Source organism: Streptomyces sp. NPDC051940, from assembly GCF_040680895.1.
Lineage (GTDB): Bacteria > Actinomycetota > Actinomycetes > Streptomycetales > Streptomycetaceae > Streptomyces.
In genome coordinates, this window is the sequence record NZ_JBFAXR010000033.1 from 35839 (window position 1) to 50318 (window position 14480).

General features: G+C 72.1%; 16 protein-coding genes. 4 read left to right on the top strand and 12 right to left on the bottom strand.

The window, feature by feature from the left end:
* Window positions 1-28: 28 nt before the first annotated feature.
* Together AB0M28_RS15715 and AB0M28_RS15720 are read right to left on the bottom strand one after the other, a co-directional pair.
* Window positions 29-865, bottom strand: a complete 837-nt coding sequence (locus AB0M28_RS15715) for an ABC transporter permease (protein WP_365403920.1) — start codon at window positions 863-865, stop codon at window positions 29-31.
* Between the two features lie 32 nt (window positions 866-897).
* Complete coding sequence (locus AB0M28_RS15720; protein ID WP_365403923.1) at window positions 898-1674, bottom strand: ABC transporter ATP-binding protein; 777 nt, start codon at window positions 1672-1674, stop codon at window positions 898-900.
* A gap of 265 nt (window positions 1675-1939) precedes the next feature.
* Between AB0M28_RS15720 and AB0M28_RS15725 the strand changes: the two genes are divergently transcribed.
* On the top strand, window positions 1940-3202 hold the full coding sequence (locus AB0M28_RS15725) for an FAD-binding protein (RefSeq protein ID WP_365403926.1): 1263 nt from the start codon (window positions 1940-1942) through the stop codon (window positions 3200-3202).
* Window positions 3203-3229: 27 nt separating this feature from the next.
* On the opposite strand, the gene AB0M28_RS15730 is transcribed toward AB0M28_RS15725, so the two are convergent.
* The 5 genes from AB0M28_RS15730 to AB0M28_RS15750 all read right to left on the bottom strand — a co-directional run bounded on the left by AB0M28_RS15730 (window position 3230) and on the right by AB0M28_RS15750 (window position 7048).
* The gene (locus tag AB0M28_RS15730; RefSeq protein WP_365403929.1) at window positions 3230-3631 is read right to left on the bottom strand and encodes a hypothetical protein; all 402 of its coding nucleotides are present in this window, start codon (window positions 3629-3631) and stop codon (window positions 3230-3232) included.
* On the bottom strand, window positions 3628-4047 hold the full coding sequence (locus AB0M28_RS15735) for a MarR family transcriptional regulator (protein WP_365403932.1): 420 nt from the start codon (window positions 4045-4047) through the stop codon (window positions 3628-3630). Before AB0M28_RS15735 ends, AB0M28_RS15730 begins: the two co-directional genes overlap by 4 nt.
* A 274-nt stretch (window positions 4048-4321) precedes the next feature.
* Window positions 4322-4519 (bottom strand): YbdD/YjiX family protein, encoded by a 198-nt coding sequence (locus AB0M28_RS15740; protein ID WP_365403935.1) that lies wholly within the window; start codon window positions 4517-4519, stop codon window positions 4322-4324.
* Window positions 4516-6696: a carbon starvation CstA family protein gene (locus tag AB0M28_RS15745; RefSeq protein WP_365403938.1), complete on the bottom strand. Its 2181-nt coding sequence runs from the start codon at window positions 6694-6696 to the stop codon at window positions 4516-4518. Before AB0M28_RS15745 ends, AB0M28_RS15740 begins: the two co-directional genes overlap by 4 nt.
* Window positions 6697-6805: 109 nt before the next feature.
* Window positions 6806-7048: a DUF3311 domain-containing protein gene (locus AB0M28_RS15750; protein ID WP_365403941.1), complete on the bottom strand. Its 243-nt coding sequence runs from the start codon at window positions 7046-7048 to the stop codon at window positions 6806-6808.
* Between the two features lie 337 nt (window positions 7049-7385).
* On the opposite strand from AB0M28_RS15750, the gene AB0M28_RS15755 reads away from it, so the two are divergent.
* The 3 genes from AB0M28_RS15755 to AB0M28_RS15765 are packed head-to-tail and all read left to right on the top strand — an operon-like array spanning window position 7386 to window position 9810.
* On the top strand, window positions 7386-8936 hold the full coding sequence (locus AB0M28_RS15755; protein WP_365403944.1) for a sodium:solute symporter: 1551 nt from the start codon (window positions 7386-7388) through the stop codon (window positions 8934-8936).
* The gene (locus tag AB0M28_RS15760) at window positions 8933-9553 is read left to right on the top strand and encodes a sigma-70 family RNA polymerase sigma factor (protein WP_365403947.1); all 621 of its coding nucleotides are present in this window, start codon (window positions 8933-8935) and stop codon (window positions 9551-9553) included. Before AB0M28_RS15755 ends, AB0M28_RS15760 begins: the two co-directional genes overlap by 4 nt.
* Complete coding sequence (locus tag AB0M28_RS15765; protein WP_365403950.1) at window positions 9550-9810, top strand: hypothetical protein; 261 nt, start codon at window positions 9550-9552, stop codon at window positions 9808-9810. Before AB0M28_RS15760 ends, AB0M28_RS15765 begins: the two co-directional genes overlap by 4 nt.
* A gap of 64 nt (window positions 9811-9874) precedes the next feature.
* Here AB0M28_RS15765 and AB0M28_RS15770 read toward each other — a convergent pair whose 3' ends face one another.
* The 5 genes from AB0M28_RS15770 to AB0M28_RS15790 form a co-directional block, all read right to left on the bottom strand.
* Window positions 9875-11293 carry an aminotransferase class V-fold PLP-dependent enzyme gene (locus tag AB0M28_RS15770; protein WP_365403953.1) on the bottom strand — a complete coding sequence of 473 codons (1419 nt, stop codon included), beginning with the start codon at window positions 11291-11293 and terminating at the stop codon, window positions 9875-9877.
* An 11-nt stretch (window positions 11294-11304) separates the two neighbouring features.
* Window positions 11305-11811, bottom strand: a complete 507-nt coding sequence (locus AB0M28_RS15775) for a RidA family protein (protein ID WP_365403956.1) — start codon at window positions 11809-11811, stop codon at window positions 11305-11307.
* 103 nt (window positions 11812-11914) lie between these two features.
* On the bottom strand, window positions 11915-12064 hold the full coding sequence (locus AB0M28_RS15780; protein ID WP_365403959.1) for a hypothetical protein: 150 nt from the start codon (window positions 12062-12064) through the stop codon (window positions 11915-11917).
* Between the two features lie 57 nt (window positions 12065-12121).
* Window positions 12122-13795, bottom strand: a complete 1674-nt coding sequence (locus tag AB0M28_RS15785; RefSeq protein WP_365403962.1) for an acyl-CoA dehydrogenase family protein — start codon at window positions 13793-13795, stop codon at window positions 12122-12124.
* Window positions 13792-14451 carry a TetR family transcriptional regulator gene (locus AB0M28_RS15790; protein ID WP_365403965.1) on the bottom strand — a complete coding sequence of 220 codons (660 nt, stop codon included), beginning with the start codon at window positions 14449-14451 and terminating at the stop codon, window positions 13792-13794. Before AB0M28_RS15790 ends, AB0M28_RS15785 begins: the two co-directional genes overlap by 4 nt.
* Between the last annotated feature and the right edge of the window lie 29 nt (window positions 14452-14480).

Here is a 14480-nt window from a genome sequence, read left to right on the forward strand (position 1 = left end):
CGGGCTCTGCGGCAGGCGCGCTGTACGCCTACAGCGCCCCGGGCTCCCGCGCCGACTCGTGCCAGCCGCCGACCACCCAGCGGGCCAGCGCGCCGAACAGCCAGAAGACCGCCAGCCCGAAGAGCGACGACAGGATCACCGCGGCGAGCAGCTGCTCGGACTGCAGCCGCGACTGGTAGCGGTCGATCAGCACGCCGATCCCGGGCTCACCCTGGCGGAAGAAGAAGTCGCCCACGATGGCGCCGATCACGGACAGCCCCGCGGAGATCCGCAGCCCCGTGAAGATGCTGGGCAGCGCGGCCGGCAGCTGGAGCTTCCACAGCCGTACGGCCCGGCCCGCGCCGTGCAGCGTGAACAGGTCGTGGTGCGCGCCGTCCACCGAGCGCAGCCCGAACAGAGTGCTGGCCACGACCGGGAAGAGCGCGATCAGCGCGCACACCAGCACGCGCGTGCCGAAGCCGTACTCGAACCAGAACCCGAAGAGCGGCACCAGCGCGAGGATCGGTGTCGCCTGCAGGACCACCAGATACGGGAAGAGGGAACGCTCCAGCCACCGCGCCTGGCTCATCAGCACGGCCAGGAGGAGACCGGCGGCGGTCGCGGCCCCGAGCCCCAGGGAGGCGACCTCCGCCGAGTGCCACAGGCCGTCCAGCAGTTCGGCGCGGTTGTCGCCGTCGAGGTAGCCGACGCGCACCACGTCGTGGGGCGGGGGGAAGAGGAACTGCCGCTCGGGGTCGAGGACGACGGTGCTCACGACGTACCAGACGCCGATCGCGGCGCCGAGGAACAGCAGGGGCGGGAGCAAGCGCGCGAGGCGGGCGCGCACGGCGGGGTTCACGGTCTTCCAGGGCTTCACGAGCCTCACGGGCTTCACGCGCGCCACGGGCTTCCAGGGCTTCACAGGGCGGCGTCCCTCATGCACGCGGACACCTGGGCCGCGAGCGCCGTCAGCTCCGGATCGAAGCGCAGGCGCCCGGGCCGGGGGTAGCCGAACGGCACCGCGAACTCCCCGGCTATCCGGCCCGGCCGGGGCGTGAGGACGACCACCCGGGAGGACAGGTACACCGCCTCCATGACGGAGTGGGTGACCAGCAGGGCGGCGAAGCGCTGGGAGTCGTACAGCCGCAGCAGATCGTCGTCCAGCCGCTCGCGGGTGATCTCGTCCTGGGTGCCGAAGGGCTCGTCGAGGAGGAAGAGGTCGGGCCGCAGCGTCAGGGAGCGGGCCAGCGACACCCGCATCCGCATGCCGCCGGACAGCGCCCGTGGCCGGTGGCCGGTGAAGTCGCCGAGGCCGACCAGGTCCAGGGCCTCCTCGGCGCGCTGCCGGCGGGTCCGGCGGGGCAGCCGGCGCAGTTCGCCGAAGAGCTCGACGTTCGCGAGCACCGTGCGCCAGGGCAGCAGGGTGGGGTCCTGGAAGACGTAGCCGATGGGCTGGTCCGGCGTGCTGACCCCGCCGGCGCTGGGCCGCGTCAGCCCGGCGGCGATGCGCAGCAGCGTGGACTTGCCGCAGCCGGAGGGACCCACCACGGAGACGAACTCGCCCGGCGCGACGGCCAGATCGATCCCGTCCAGGGCGTGGGTGCCGTCGGGGAAGGTCATGCCGACCCCGGTCAGGGACAGCACTCGCGAGGCGTTCTCCCCGGGCGGGAGGTGCTGCGCGTCCGTGAGAGTCATCCAGCCACACCACCTCTGCCGCCGGCGCCGAAGGGACCACCGCTGCCGTTGACTTGGCGAAGCGTCACGGTGCCGTCCGGAAGGGATCTTAGCCGACGGTCCGATCAGCCCATACGGGGGGAAGTCGCACCGGCGCACGGCCGGCCGGTGCACGCCGTGCTTTCGGAACCGGTGCGCCTCTTCCCACCACTCGCCGAATGGCGCAAGATCGGCGATGGCAGGCGGCTCGCGCCCGCCGTCCACGCGCTACGGATGAGGGGGAGCCGTGAGCGACAGGGGAGTCTTGGCCAACTGGGCGGGGAACGTCACCTTCTCCCCGGAGCAGGTGCACCGCCCGAGCTCGGTCGACGAGCTGAGCCGGATCGTCGCCCGCAGCCGCCGGCTGCGGGTGCTGGGCACCGGGCATTCGTTCAACCGCATCGCCGACACGGACGGCGACCTGGTCTCCCTCGACGCGATGCCGCAGACCGTCGAGATCAACCGCACGGCCCGCACCGTCCGCGTCGCCGCCGGGGTGCGCTACGCCGAACTGGCCCGGCGGCTGCACGCGTCCGGCCTGGCGCTGCCCAACATGGCGTCCCTGCCGCACATCACGGTGGCCGGTTCCGTGGCCACCGGCACCCACGGCTCGGGGGACGCCAACGGCTCCCTGGCCACCGCCGTACGCGCCCTGGAACTGGTCACCGCCGACGGCGGCCGGCAGACGCTGCGCCGGGTGGAGGACTCGACGCGGTTCGAGGGGGCGGTGGTCGGGCTCGGCGCGCTCGGCGTGGTGACGGCGCTCACCCTCGACGTGGTGCCGTCGTACGACCTGGCGCAGTACGTGTACACGGACCTGTCGCTGGACATCCTGCTGCGCCACTTCGACACGATCACCTCGGCCGGGTACAGCGTGAGCCTCTTCACGGACTGGAGCGCCCCGCGCTTCGGCCAGGTGTGGATCAAGTACCAGCCGCCGGGCCGCCCCTACTTCCCCTGGGCCAAGCCCGCCGAGGAGCAGGTGCACCCGGTGCCGGGCATGCCCGCGGCGAACTGCACGGACCAGCTGGGCGTGCCGGGGCCGTGGCACGAGCGGCTGCCGCACTTCCGCGCCGAGTTCATGCCGAGCAGCGGCGCCGAACTGCAGTCGGAGCTGCTCGTCGCGCGCTCGGCTGCGCCCGACGCGCTGCGCGAACTCGCCCGGCTGGGCGAGGCGATCGCGCCCGTGCTGCAGATCGCGGAGGTGCGCACGGTCGCCCCCGACCGGCTCTGGCTGAGCCCCGCCTACGAACGGGACACGGTGGCCCTGCACTTCACCTGGCGGCCGGACGCGCCCGCGGTGCGGCCGGTGATCGACCTGATCGAGTCCCGGCTGGCCCGGTTCGGCCCGCGCCCGCACTGGGGCAAGCTGTTCTCCGCCACCCCGCGGCAACTGCGCGCCCGCTATCCGCGGATGGACGACTTCCTGGCCCTGGCGGCCGCCCTCGATCCGCGCGGGAAGTTCCGCAACGCCTTCCTGCGGCATGCGCTGTACGGCGAGGAGGACTGAGGGGATCGGCCCCGCCGGGGACGGGCGTCAGCCCTGCCACGGGAACGGGCTGAGGTCGGGCTCCACCCAGCCGGTGCGGGCCGCCGCGCTCGCCAGGGTCGCGGAACGGTAGAAGCGGGTGAGCAGCCGCTTGTCGAGCAGGGCGGGTGCACCGGCGGCGAAGTCGTCGAAGTCGTCGGTGTCGTGCCCGGCCGCGTGATGGCCGACGAGTTCCACCCAGGCCCGGCTCACCGTCGCGTGGTACTTCTGCGGCGCGCCCGCGTACCGGGCGGTGCGCCGGATGCCGTCGCTGACCAGGAGGACGGCCGCGGGGACGCCGTAGCGCCGGACGGCCAGCCAGGTCAGCCGGACGTGCTGCCGGTGGCCGAAGCGCTCGGCGCCGGCCATCGCCTCGCCCAGCAGCGCGTCGAAGCGGGGATCGCCGCTCACCGCCCCGCCTCCGCCAGCGCCCGCAGCACGGCCCGGAAGCCGTCGACCGCGCCCGGCGGCAGCCCCGCGAGCGCGCGGCGTTCCAGGCCGGTGAAGGTGCGCGCGACGGTCCGGGCCGCGTCCTGCCCGTCCGGCGTCAGCTCGACGCTGACGGCCCGGCGGTCCCCGGGCCGCTTGCCGCGGACGACCAGCCCGCGTCGCTCGAGCCGGTCGAGCACGCTGGTCAGCGTGGAGGGGCGGGTGCCCACCGCGGCGGCCAGTTCGGACATGGTCCGCGCGCGCCCGTCGGCGAGGTTGGCGAGCGCGTTGATCTCGGCGGCGGTGAGCCCCAGCCCGGCCAGCTCGGTGCCGATGGTGTGCAGGGTCGCATGGGTGGCGCGCTGCAGTTCGAGGAGTACGGAGTCGTCAGGCTTCACGATTTCGGATAGTACGAAATCGTAATACCGATCGCAAGGGCGGCGGGCCGGTGAGCGCCTGAGGGGGAGGGGAGACGTCGGCGCGGGCGAGAGACGGGTGGCAGATGTCCTCGCCCGCGCCGGGAGGCGAAGCGCCGGGCAGGGGGGAGAGCCCATGAGCTTCGCGGGGCCGATGACCAGTCGACCTGTCTCCTTCAGCGTCGGCGGGGCCGAAAACGTCACAGGGCGCCGGCGGGTGCTGCCGCCGGCCGCCGCATCAGAGCGCGACGTCCGGTCAGCAGCAGCGGAAGCCCTCCTTGGGGTCGGCTTCGCGGGCGTCCGTGCGGCAGCGTTCGAAGTCCCGGCGTGTCATGACCGGCCTGCCGGTGTCGTGGGCGCGGGCGTGCTCGACATAGCGTTCGTACGCCGTCTCGTCCGTCAGCTCCCGCAGATACCGCCAGACCTTCCGCCCGGCCGTCGCCAACGCGGTCACGGTGTCGTCACCTCCTCGCGGATCCGGCCGCCGCCCGAACCGAGGCCGGCCGCCTCCAGTTCCGCCTTCTCCTCCTTCGTCGGGAAGAGCTGCGCGGGGGCGACGTACCTCGACTCCACGTACGGCTCCTCGTGGCTGACCACCGACTCCGGGTGGCGGAGCGCGTTGGCGCAGACCCGCGCCGCGTCGACGATGACGACGACCACCAGCAGGGCGAAGACCGCGGACAGCACGCCGTCGACCGTGGTGTTGGTGACGATGGTGTGGGCGTCGTCCAGCGCCTTGCCCGTCAGCTCACCGGAGTCGATGCTCGCCTGTGCCGCGTCGCGCTGGGCGAAGAAGCCGACCCGCGGGTCGTCGGAGAACACCTTCTGCCAGCTGGCGGTGAGGGTGACGACGGCGACCCAGGCCAGCGGGATGCCCGTGACCCAGGCCCACTTGAGCCGGCCGGACTTGATGAGCAGCGTGGTGCACACCGTCAGCGCCACCGCGCCGAGCAGCTGGTTGGAGATGCCGAACAGCGGGAAGAGCTGGTTGATGCCGCCCAGCGGGTCGCGCACGCCCACCCACAGGAAGTAGCCCCACAGCGCCACGACGACAGCGCTGGTGCCGAGCAGGCCGGGCCACCAGCTGACCCGCTTGAGCGGCTTGTAGAGGTTGCCGAGGGTGTCCTGGAGCATGAAGCGGCCCACCCGGGTGCCGGCGTCGACCGCGGTGAGGATGAACAGCGCCTCGAACATGATCGCGAAGTGGTACCAGAACGCCTTCATGCCGTCCCCGGTCACATCGGAGAAGACGTGCGCGACCCCGAGGGCGAAGGTCGGCGCGCCACCGGTACGGGACAGCAGTGACGGCTCCTCGACGGACGCCGCGGCGGCGGCCAGGGCGTCGGGCGTGATCGTGAAGCCCAGGTCGCGGATGGCCTCGGACGCCGACTGCGCGGTGTCACCGATGATCGTGGGCGCCGAGTTCATGGCGAAGTACAGCCCCGGATCGAGCACGCACGCGGCGATGATCGCCATGATGGCCACCGAGGACTCCATCAGCATGGAGCCGTACCCGATCATCCGGATCTGGGTCTCCTTCTCCACCATCTTCGGCGTCGTGCCGGAGGAGATCAGCGCGTGGAAGCCGGACAGCGCTCCGCAGGCGATGGTGATGAAGACGAACGGGAAGAGCGAGCCCGCGAAGACCGGCCCGGTGCCGGCGGTGGCGAAGTCCGTGACGCCCTCCATCTTGAGCGTGGGGGCGGCCACGACGACGCCGACGAACAGCAGCGCGATGGTGCCGATCTTCATGAAGGTGGAGAGGTAGTCGCGCGGGGCGAGGAGCATCCACACCGGGAGCACCGAGGCGACGAAGGCGTAGATCACCATCCAGATGACCAGTGCCTCCTTGCTCAGCGTGAAGGTGCCGGCGAGCGAGGACTCGGCCACCCAGCGGCCCGCGACCAGCGCGAGCAGCAGCAGGGCGACACCGATGAGCGAGACCTCGGCGACCCGGCCGGGCCGCAGGACGCGCAGATAGAAGCCCATGAACAGGGCGATCGGGATGGTCATGCCGATGGAGAAGGTGCCCCACGGCGACGCCGCCAGAGCGTTCACGATCACCAGCGCCAGCACGGCCAGCAGGATGATCATGATGGCGAACACGGCGACGAGCGCCGCGGCGCCGCCGACCGGGCCGATCTCCTCACGGGCCATCTGGCCGAGCGAACGGCCGCCCCGGCGGGTGGAGAAGAACAGCACCACCATGTCCTGCACGGCACCGGCGAAGATCACGCCGGCGACGATCCAGATGGTGCCCGGCAGATAGCCCATCTGCGCGGCGAGTACCGGGCCGACCAGCGGACCGGCGCCGGAGATGGCCGCGAAATGGTGCCCGAGCAGCACCCGGCGGTCCGTCGGGTGGTAGTCGACGCCGTTGTCCAGCAGTTCCGCCGGGGTGGCCCTCGTCCGGTCGGCCTTCAGCACCTTCCGGGCGATGAACTTCGAGTAGAACCGGTAGGCGATCGCGTACGAACCGAGCGCGGCGGCGACCATCCACGCGGCGGACACCTCCTCATCCCGGGACAGGGCGAGAACGGTCCAGCCGATGGCGCCGACGACGGCGACAAGGGTCCAGATCAGGATCGACTTCGGAGAGGGTCTCGCGCTGAGGGCGCCGTTGAGCGACACGGTTGCTCCAGGGATCGGGGATTCGCTGCGTGAAGGTGTTGCCGTCGTCCGCGGTTCGGTTGACAGGGGTCCGGCGGATGACAGGGATCCGGCGGAGAACGCGGCGGGCTCAACCGGTGCCGGCCGCGCCCTCTGCCCGTCGCCGTAGGAGGTAGGCGCAGGTCAGCAGCGCGGCTCCGAGCGGCACCCAGAGGAACTGGTACCAGTAGAAGAGGGGCCAGCCGAACAGTCGCGGCTCCTCCCGCATGAACACGGGCGTGAGCAGCGGACCGGCGACCGCGGCCGCCAGACAGATCCGGCACGCCGTACGACGGGCCCTCGTCCTGACCGCCGAACGTCGTAGTTCGGACATGCGTCGGCACCTCCCGACCGACGCCGGAACGGACATCTGCGCAGGTGGAAGACCACCTCGCGGGTAATTCTTCCCGGCGTTTCAGGTCTGTTAATTGGCTCGAATGAGTGGTTCACTCCTGGACTGTCGGGACTTCCTCCCTCCGCTTACGTGACAGGTCCGGCCTCGCGACGGCCTCCCGGCATGGGGTCTGCGTCCGGTAGTTGCCGGTGAACCCGCGAGGGTTTACCGCGCCGTGGCCGGATTTCCACCGACGACGGTGCTCCGCGCCGTCACCGCCCGGTGGGGATCACGGCTCCGTCGGCCGGACGTCAGCCACGACGAGCGCGGAGGAGTCATGAACAACGTCGTCCCTGTGATCACTTGTGCGGCCGTGGTGCTGGTGGCCTCGGTCGTCGCGCTGAGGGGTGCCCGGTTCGCCTCGGCCGGCGCCGGGGTCAGGGCGGACCTGGAGGACTGGGCGCTGGCCGACCGCCGGCATGACGGCGCCCTCATCTGGTGCCTTCTCGGGGGCACCATCTACACCGCGTACACCTTCACCGCCGTGCCGGGTGCGGTCTTCAGCTCCGGCGGCATCGGGTTCTACGCCCTGCCGTACACGGTCCTCATCTGCGTGATCGCCTTCGTGCTGCTGCCGCGCCTGGCAGCCACCGCACGGGCCCACGGGCACATCACGGTGGCCGACTTCGTACGCGAGCGCTACGGGTCGCCGCTGCTGGCGCTGGCCGTGTCGCTCACCGGCATCTTCGCCACGATGCCGTACGTCGCGCTGCAGTTGCTCGGCCTGCGGGCCGTGCTCAGCGTGCTGGGCATCCAGTCGGACGGACTGGCCGGCGACGCCGCGCTGACGGCCGTGTTCGCGGTGCTCGCCGTCTCCACCTACCGGTACGGGCTGCGGGCGCCCACCGTGGTCTCCGTCGTCAAGGCCGTGGTCATCGTGGGCTCCACGCTCGCCCTGGCCGGCCTGGTCCTGAGCCGGCTGGGGTCACCCGCCACCCTCTTCGCCCGCGCGGACGCCGCGCTGGTGGCCCGCGACGGGATCTCCACCCTGGTGCCGGCCACGGACCTGGCACCGGCGTACATGTCGCTGGCCGTCGGATCGGCGCTGGCACTGTTCGCCTTCCCCCACGTCCTGATGGTGGCGTTCTCCGCCCGTACCGAGGGAGTGCTGCGCCGGTCCTCCGTCACCCTCCTCGGCTGGACGGCGATGCTCGGCCTGTTCGCGCTGTTCGGCATCGCGGCACTCGCGGGGCGCGTCCATCCGCCACCGGGCCGGAGCGAGCTGGCGATACCCCTGCTCGTCCTCGACCTCGCGCCGGACTGGGGCGCCGGTCTCGTGCTCGGCGCGATCGTCGTGGCGGCGCTCGTGCCGGCCGCGGTGATGTCCATCGGCGCGGCGACCCTGTTCGCACGGAACGTGTACCTGGAGTTCGTCAACCCGACGGCGACGGCGGCCCAGGTGACCAGGATCGCCCGGCTCATGTCCCTGATCGTGAAGCTCGGCGCACTCGTCTTCGCGCTCGCGCTGCGCGACCAGGCCGCGATCAACCTCCATCTGCTGGGCGCCGTATGGGTGCTGCAGATCCTGCCGGCCATCGCACTGGGGCTGCTGCACCGGACACCCCACCGGGTGTCCCTGCTCGCCGGCTGGCTGCTGGGCATGGTGACCGGCACCGCGCTGGTCAACGCGGGTGAGTTCTCCTCGCTGGTACGCGTCTCGGTCGGCCCGGTGGACACCCAGGTCTACGCCGGCGTGATCGGGCTCGCCGTCAACCTCGCCGTGGTCGCGCTGACCAGCCCGCTGCTGGACCGGGTCGGCGTACCGCGCGGCCTGTCCGGGGTGTTGAGACCCGACGGATCCGCGCGCAGCGGCGAGGTGGTGTCGTGAGGCGGACGGACCAGCCCTGGCGCCGTACCGGCCCCGGAACCACGGTCGACGACACCACGGCGGCGCCGCCGTCCGCTGCCCCCGCCCCGGCTGCGGCCGGGACCGAACCCGGCGTCGATCTGCGGGACGTGGAGCGCGAGACGGCCCTGATCCGGCTCTTCGACGGCCATCACGCCAAACTCGTACGCCTCGCCGCCCTCCTGGGCGCCGAGCAGGACGCCGAGGACCTGGTCGCCGAGGCGTTCTGCGAACTGCACCGCCGTTGGTACCGACTCCGTGCGCCGGAGGCCGCACCCGCCTATCTTCGTTCTGTGGTGTGCAACCTCGTGCGGATGCGGATACGGCGCCTGCAGGTCTCGCGCCGCCATGCCGGCGTGGAGGTGTCCGACATCGCCTCGGCGGAGTCGACGGCGCTGCTGCACGAGGACCAGCGGCAGGTCGTCCAGGCGCTGAAGAACCTGTCGACCCGCCAGCGGGAGGCGCTGGTCCTCCGCTACTGGATGGACCTCAAGGAGAGGGAGATAGCCGAGGCGATGGGCATCAGCCCGGGTGCGGTGAAGTCGCACATCTCCCGCGGGATGCACGCCCTGTCGCGTGCCATGGAGACCCAGCGATGAGTGTGGACGACCCCGAGAACCTGCTGCGCGACACGCTCGACTCGCTGGCGTCGACGACGAATCCGTCGCCCGACGCCTATGTGCGGGCCCGTGCGGAGTGGCAGCGGCGGGACCGGCGCCGGCGGCTGGTCATGCTGGCGCTCGCGGTGCTGATCGTGGTCGTCGCCGACATCGTGGGTCTGTGGGCCCTGCACTCCTTCGCCGAACCGGACGCGCCGCCGCGCAAGGACCGGATCGACGTGGTCGTCCAGCCCTGAGCACGGCCAAGGGCCGCGGAGTCCGACTCCGCGGCCCTTGACGTCTCCTGTCGCGACGAATCCGTCAGCTCATCTCGCCGGACAGCTGCCACATCGCGTCGGCCACCCGCTCCACGTCCTCCTTCTGGTGGAAGAGGTGCGTGGAGACCCGTACCGTCTGGTGGTTCCTGGAGGAACCGATGACGGGGAAGTCGCTGGTGCGGATCACGATGCCGTACTCGTCCTTGAGTCGGGCGACGAACGCCGTGGTCTTGGCCGCGTCGTAGACGTCGCCGGGGTCGCGGAACGGGGCGAAGGAGGTGAGTGCGCACACCAGCCGGGGGTCGTCCTTGGGCGAGTACAGGGAGTTCACGCCCCACCGCTCGGCGATGAGCTCCTTGAGATAGCCGGAGAGCCCGAGGACGTGGCTCTGGATCCGCTCGCGGCCGATCCGGTCCCAGACCTCGCAGACGTTGCGTACACCGGCCATGACCGCGAGGCTGCCGTTGCCGACGGACTGCAGGTCGGCCGCGATGTCGTAGCTCTCCGTGGGCCCGTCCGAGCGGGACGGCCGGCCGCCCTCGGCGGGGTAGCCGCTGGACACCACGGGCCAGAACACCGGGAGCGGGTTGGGGTTGAAGCGCGAGATCACCTTGTTGCGGACGTAGAGGATGCCGGTGCCGCCGGGTCCGCACTGCCACTTCGCCGCCGAGCCGGCGAGGAAGTCCACGCCCAGCTCGTGGAAGTCGTACGCCATCATGCCGGGGATGTGCGCGCCGTCCACGACGGTGGTCAGCCCGTGCTGCTGTGCGAGCCGGGCCAGCATCCGGATCGGCAGCATGGTGCCGGTCTTGTAGGTGGGGGCGGAGAACAGCAGCACCTTGGTGCGCGAGGTGATGGCCCGCCGGAACAGCTCCACGTAGTCCTCGGCACGCTGGTCGTTGCCGACGGGCAGCGCCACCCGTCTGACCACCACACCGTGGCGGTCGCGGGCCAGCGCCATCGGCACGTTCCCGCCGGAGTGCTCGTGGTTGGTGGTGAGGATCTCGTCGCCCTCCCGCAGGGCGAGGCCGGCCAGGATCTTCGACATTCCGTCACTGGTGTTGTGCGAGATGACGAGCTCGTCCGGATCGCAGCCGTATCCGCGGGCCGCCACCGCGCGTACGTCCGCGAAGTTGCTGTACGCGGAGATCGCCCCGGCGGCCACCTCCCGATGCACCCGGTCCACGGTGTCGAGCACCTCGAGCGGCGGCGACCCGACGGTGCCGACGTTCATGAAGAGCACGTCCTTGTCCAGGGCGAACAGCCGTCGCACGGCGTCCCAGTAGCCCGGCGACGACGCCGGCGGGAGGGCGGCGGAGCCCGCCGCGGTGGGTGTGGCGGCCTGGGCGGAGGGCGCGGCCAGCCCCAGTCCCACGCTCGCGGCGCCGCCGCCTATGAGGCCGGCGAACGTGCGTCGGGAGACGCCGGTCTCCCCACGGGTGCTGAGTCCCGGTATCACCATGTCATATCCCTTCATCGAACGGAGATTGCCGAAATTTCGACCTTGGCGTCACGCGGCACACGCGCGACCTCGACCGTGGCTCGTGCGGGGGGTGCGGCGGAGCCGAAGAACTCGGCGTAGGCGGTGTTGAAGCGGGCGAAGTCGTCGAGGTCCGCGAGGTAGACGGTGGTGGAGACGACGTTGCTCAGGGACATCCCGTCCGCCCTGAGCACGGCCTCGACGTTGCGCAGCACCAGCCGCGTCTGGTCCTCGATGGAGGCACCGGCCGGGATGGACCCGGTCTTCGGATCGAGGGGGAGCTGACCCGAGACGAACGTCAGGCTCCCGGCGGAGATCCCTTGTGAGTAGGGCCCGATGGCGGCGGGTGCGTCGGGTGTCGCGATGACCCGGTGCCTGTCGCCCTGATCGGCGACGGCGGAGGCACCGCCGACACCGACGACCAGCAGGGCGGCCGCGGCGACGGCCCCCAGGGTCCGCCGGTGCCGGTTCCCGGGCCGGAGTGGATTCGAGGTCTGCATTCGCTTCCTCCTGCGCGCATCAGCACGTGGACGCGCCCGTGTGCGGGGCGCCGTGTGCTGATGGGTTGCGGGAGGGCGGTGGAGGGTTTACCCGGGGCGGTCCTCAGGACTCCCCGGCGTGCTCGTCGAGCGACGCCCCGCAGCCGGGGCAGTGGTCCGCGGTGCGGTCCTCGCGGACGCGGCCGCAGTCGGGGCAGAGCAGGCCGAGCCAGCAGGCCGGGTCGCCGCCCTCGGGGCGGTGTTCGTTCTCCACCGTCCCGAGGGTAGCCCCCGGCCGCCCGATCAGGAGTGCCCGCTCAGCCGTCCCCGATCACTCCAGCCCAGCCGGCAGCCGCTCGAGCACCCCCGCGAAGTCCGTGGACGGCGGCAGCGTGCCGAAGGCCAGGCCCGCGTCGCCCGCCAGGCGCGAGGCGCAGAACGCGTCCGCCACCGCGGCCGGGGCGTGGCGCACCAGCAGGGAGCCCTGCAGCACCAGGGCCAGGCGCTCCACCACCCGCCGGGCCCGCAGCTGCGCGTCCTCTGGGCGCATCAGCTCGCCCGCTACCTCCCGCCATGCTGCGTCCAGCCGGGAGTCCGCGCCCGCGGCGGCCTCCACCTCCGCGCGGAACGCGTCGAACGACTCGGGCTCGCGCGCCATCGCCCGCAGCACGTCGAGGGCGTTGACGTTGCCGGAGCCCTCCCAGATGCCGTTCAGCGGGGCCTCGCGGTAGAGCCGCGGCATGCCCGACGCCTCGTCGTAGCCGTTGCCGCCCAGGCACTCCAGGGCCTCGGCGACCACCGCGGGCTGGCGCTTGCAGACCCAGTACTTGGAGACGGCCGTGGCCAGCCGCAGGAACGCCCGCTCACCCGCGTCGCCGCGCTGCGCCCGGTCCGCGGCGCCCGCCAGGCGCAGGCCGACGGTGGTCGCGGCCTCGGACTCCAGCGCTAGGTCGGCCAGCACGTTGCGCATCAGCGGCTGGTCGATGAGCTTGGCGCCGAACACCGAGCGGTAGCGGGTGTGGTGGGCGGCCTGCGCGAGCGCCTCGCGGATATGGCCGGCGGAGCCGAGCACGCAGTCCAGGCGCGTCATCGTCACCATCTCGATGATCGTGCGCACGCCCTTGCCCTCGGCGCCGACGAGCCAGCCCACCGTGTCGTCGAACTCCGGCTCGCTGGAGGCGTTCGAGCGGTTGCCGAGCTTGTCCTTCAGCCGCTGGATGCGGAAGGTGTTGCGGCTGCCGTCCGGCAGGACGCGCGGCACCATGAAGCAGGACAACCCGCCAGGCGTTTGCGCGAGGACCAGGAAGAGGTCGTTCATCGGCGCGCTGGTGAACCATTTGTGGCCGCGCAGCCGCCAGGTCCCGTCCGGCTGCTCCACGGCGGTCGTGGTGTTCGCGCGTACGTCCGTGCCGCCCTGCTTCTCCGTCATGCCCATCCCCGCGAGCAGACCGCGCTTGGTGTGCGGGGCGCGCAGCCCGGGGTCGTAGACCCGGCTGGTGAGCAGCGGCTCGTACTCCTTGGCGAGCTCGGGGGAGTGGCGCAGCGCCGGGACGACGGCGTACGTCATGGAGACCGGGCACATATGGCCCTGCTCCAGCATCGTCGCGACCATGAAGGTCGCCGCGCGCGCCACATGGGCGCCGGGCCGGTCGTCGGCCCAGGCGGAGCCGGCGGCGCCCGCGGCGACCGTGGTCGACATCAGCGAGTGGTACGCCGGGTGGAAGTCGACCTCGTCGATGCGGTTGCCGTAGCGGTCGTGGGTGCGCAGCTCGGGCTCGTACCGGTTGGCCTGGTCGGCCCACCGGCGGGCCTCCTCGCTGCCCGCGACGCGGCCGAGGCGGTGCAGGTCGTCCAGGTGCCATGCGGCACCCTCCCGCCGTACGCCCTCCAGGAGCACCGCGTCGTCGGCCGGGTCGTGGCCGGTGAGCGGGGGCGCCTGGTTGGTCACCTCGTGGGTGCGGGCGGTGGGGTTGCTGTGCGGGGTGGGGCCGTCGGTGATCGTCATGCTCGGTCCTTCGGGGTCATCGTCGTCGTCGAAAACGCAGTCGTCGAAAACTCGGGGGAGGCGCCCGCGCAGCGCAGGGACATCGCGATCAGCTCGGCGATCAGCTGCTCGACGGAGTCCCCGTCCGGCGCGCCCAGCGGGTCCACCAGCACCTCGCCGATGGCACCGGTCAGCGCGGCGGCGGTGACCTGCGCGTCCTGCGCCGGCAGCGCGCCCGAGGCGACTCCCTCGCGGACCACCTCGGCGAACACCTCGCGGTAGCGGTGGCGGAACTCCAGCCGTTCGGCGCCCACGGCCGGCTCGGCGGGCGCGGCGAGCAGCGCGTACGCCAGGCCCCGCCGCTCGAAGGAGCGCCGGGCGAACACCTCCACGCCGCGGGCGAGGCGCTCCACCGGGTCCCCGGGGCTGCGCAGCACCTCGCCGATCACCTCGACCTCCCGGCCGGACGCGCGCCGGAAGACCTCGACGGCCAGCGCCGCCTTGGACGGGAAGTGCTGGTACACCGAGCCGGCCGCGATGCCGGCCGCGGCGGCGACGGCGTTCACGGACGCCTGGGCCCAGCCCACCTCCGCCACCACGTTGGTGGCCTGCTCCACCAGATGCTCCCGGGCGCCCGAGAGGCGTTCCAGCTCGGCGGGGGTCTTGCGGTATGCCATGGAAGCAGTGAATCATCGTTCAGAGCTTC

Bases quoted from the DNA above. Each gene is read 5' to 3' on its own strand.
- AB0M28_RS15720 (WP_365403923.1), bottom strand. From the start codon at position 1,674: ATGACTCTCACGGACGCGCAGCACCTCCCGCCCGGGGAGAACGCCTCG.
- AB0M28_RS15750 (WP_365403941.1), bottom strand. From the start codon at position 7,048: ATGTCCGAACTACGACGTTCGGCGGTCAGGACGAGGGCCCGTCGTACG.
- AB0M28_RS15755 (WP_365403944.1), top strand. From the start codon at position 7,386: ATGAACAACGTCGTCCCTGTGATCACTTGTGCGGCCGTGGTGCTGGTG.
- AB0M28_RS15765 (WP_365403950.1), top strand. From the start codon at position 9,550: ATGAGTGTGGACGACCCCGAGAACCTGCTGCGCGACACGCTCGACTCG.
- AB0M28_RS15770 (WP_365403953.1), bottom strand. From the start codon at position 11,293: ATGGTGATACCGGGACTCAGCACCCGTGGGGAGACCGGCGTCTCCCGA.
- AB0M28_RS15775 (WP_365403956.1), bottom strand. From the start codon at position 11,811: ATGCAGACCTCGAATCCACTCCGGCCCGGGAACCGGCACCGGCGGACC.
- AB0M28_RS15785 (WP_365403962.1), bottom strand. From the start codon at position 13,795: ATGACGATCACCGACGGCCCCACCCCGCACAGCAACCCCACCGCCCGC.
- AB0M28_RS15790 (WP_365403965.1), bottom strand. From the start codon at position 14,451: ATGGCATACCGCAAGACCCCCGCCGAGCTGGAACGCCTCTCGGGCGCC.